Source organism: Candidatus Nitrosarchaeum limnium BG20 (genome assembly GCF_000241145.1).
GTDB lineage: Archaea > Thermoproteota > Nitrososphaeria > Nitrososphaerales > Nitrosopumilaceae > Nitrosarchaeum > Nitrosarchaeum limnae.
The window spans coordinates 1-1666 of the sequence record NZ_AHJG01000103.1 but is presented as its reverse complement, the minus strand read 5'-3'; the positions used below and the strand labels follow the sequence as shown (position 1 = coordinate 1666).

Below are 1666 nucleotides of genomic sequence, written 5' to 3'. Positions count from 1 at the left end.
CACAAAGCTTGGTATCTCAAGTTACTGGCTCTATAGAAAAGATGAGATTGCGTGAAGCACTGCACGATATCTTGTTTTCATTTGAGTCTGATCTTAGCTGGTACACAAAAAGAGTAAATGCAAAAAGTAGAACCAATATTTCAGGTATTTTACACCAGATTAATTCTGTACGAGTTGCAATGCTATCTCCATTTGCACCACACATAACAGAAGAGATGTGGGAAAAACTCGGGAATCACACCCTAGTATCAACTTCTTTGTGGCCTGAATACTCTGCTGATAGTATCAACGCATCAGCAATTCAATCAGAAGAGTTGTTAAAATTACTAATTGACGATATTGCAAATATTCTAAAAGTTACAAAGATTACACCAAAAAAGATTACAATCTATACTGCTGATTCATTCAAGTCCAAAGTGTATCACTCCATATTGGATAAGGTGATGTCAGGCCAAACTAACATGGGAATTGTCATGAAGGAGTTGATTGCAAATCCAGATACAGCAGATGTCAAAAAGATTCCAGATTTTGTACAAAAGACAATCAAAGACATACTATCAGAGCCAACTGAAATAAGAGAGATGAAGCTGCAATCAAAAGAATTTGATGAGAAAAAATTCTTGATAAATGAATTGACAGATATTGGAAAGAAAGAGTTTGGTGTAGACATTGATGTATTTTCTGAAACTGATTCAGAGATTTATGATCCTAAAGGAAAGGCAAGACATGCAAGGCCATTCAAGCCAGCAATATTGATTGAATAGAAACTAGATTCAATTCGGGAGTGACTCAGCTACCATTTTGGGGAATAAAATGGACGCAGAGAGACTATTTTGAGATTTTATAATGTAAATCGACTAATTGGCCATATCTTTCTGTTTTAACGAGTTCTAGCTTTGTATCATTTTCAGTATCTTGGAATAATGGAATTCCTCTACCTAAAACTATAGGAATGAGTGTTGTAATTATTTCATCTACAACTCCTAACTTAAGAAATGAACCAATGAGTTTTCCTCCTCCAACTAGCCAGATATTTTCTCCAGCTCCAGGAAATCCACCTTTAACAAATTTCTCAACATCAGAGACAAATTCTGCATTTTCATCATCGTTTTGTTGAGTTTTACTGAAAACAATTGATTTCTTGTCTTTGTATGGATATTCACCAAATGTTAGTACTTGATCATACGTAGTTTTGCCCATAATGACAGTATCAATAGACTTGTAAAATGCATCATAACTTGATTCAGAAGATTCTGGCAGCCAATCAATGTCACCAGATTCTCTTGCAATGAAACCATCCAAGCTTGATGCAATGTAAACCTGAATCTTTGTCATATTGAATACTATGATTTCAGAGTTATAATCTTAGATTCAAATCCGCAAAGGCTTGAACCTATCTCGAGGGTTAAAGTTGTCCCAGAATTTTCTTTTTTGCAGTTTCTCCTGGAAACACATGACATTTCAAATATCTTAATTACAAAAACTATCCTTAGCTTAAAAAATTCAAAAGGAAAGAATAAAATTAGCCCTCCCGAAATTCTGTAAAAAATTAGAGTTATTAACTTTAATTATACAGTTAATAAAAAAGATCTGCAATCTAGTCTAGTTTTCCAGAAATGATACAACAACATCCAAACGTATGATATTCCAGTGTAACATCAAGTCC

At 34.0% G+C, this 1666-nt stretch carries 2 protein-coding genes; one reads left to right on the top strand and one right to left on the bottom strand.

Annotation, left to right across the window (positions count from 1 at the left end; translation table 11 throughout):
- On the top strand, positions 1-764 hold a 764-nt coding region (locus tag BG20_RS03320), incomplete at its 5' end, for a class I tRNA ligase family protein (protein ID WP_010190899.1).
- A gap of 64 nt (positions 765-828) precedes the next feature.
- Here the strand turns inward: BG20_RS03320 and BG20_RS03315 are convergent.
- Positions 829-1335: a dihydrofolate reductase family protein gene (locus BG20_RS03315; RefSeq protein ID WP_010190897.1), complete on the bottom strand. Its 507-nt coding sequence runs from the start codon at positions 1333-1335 to the stop codon at positions 829-831.
- Between the last annotated feature and the right edge of the window lie 331 nt (positions 1336-1666).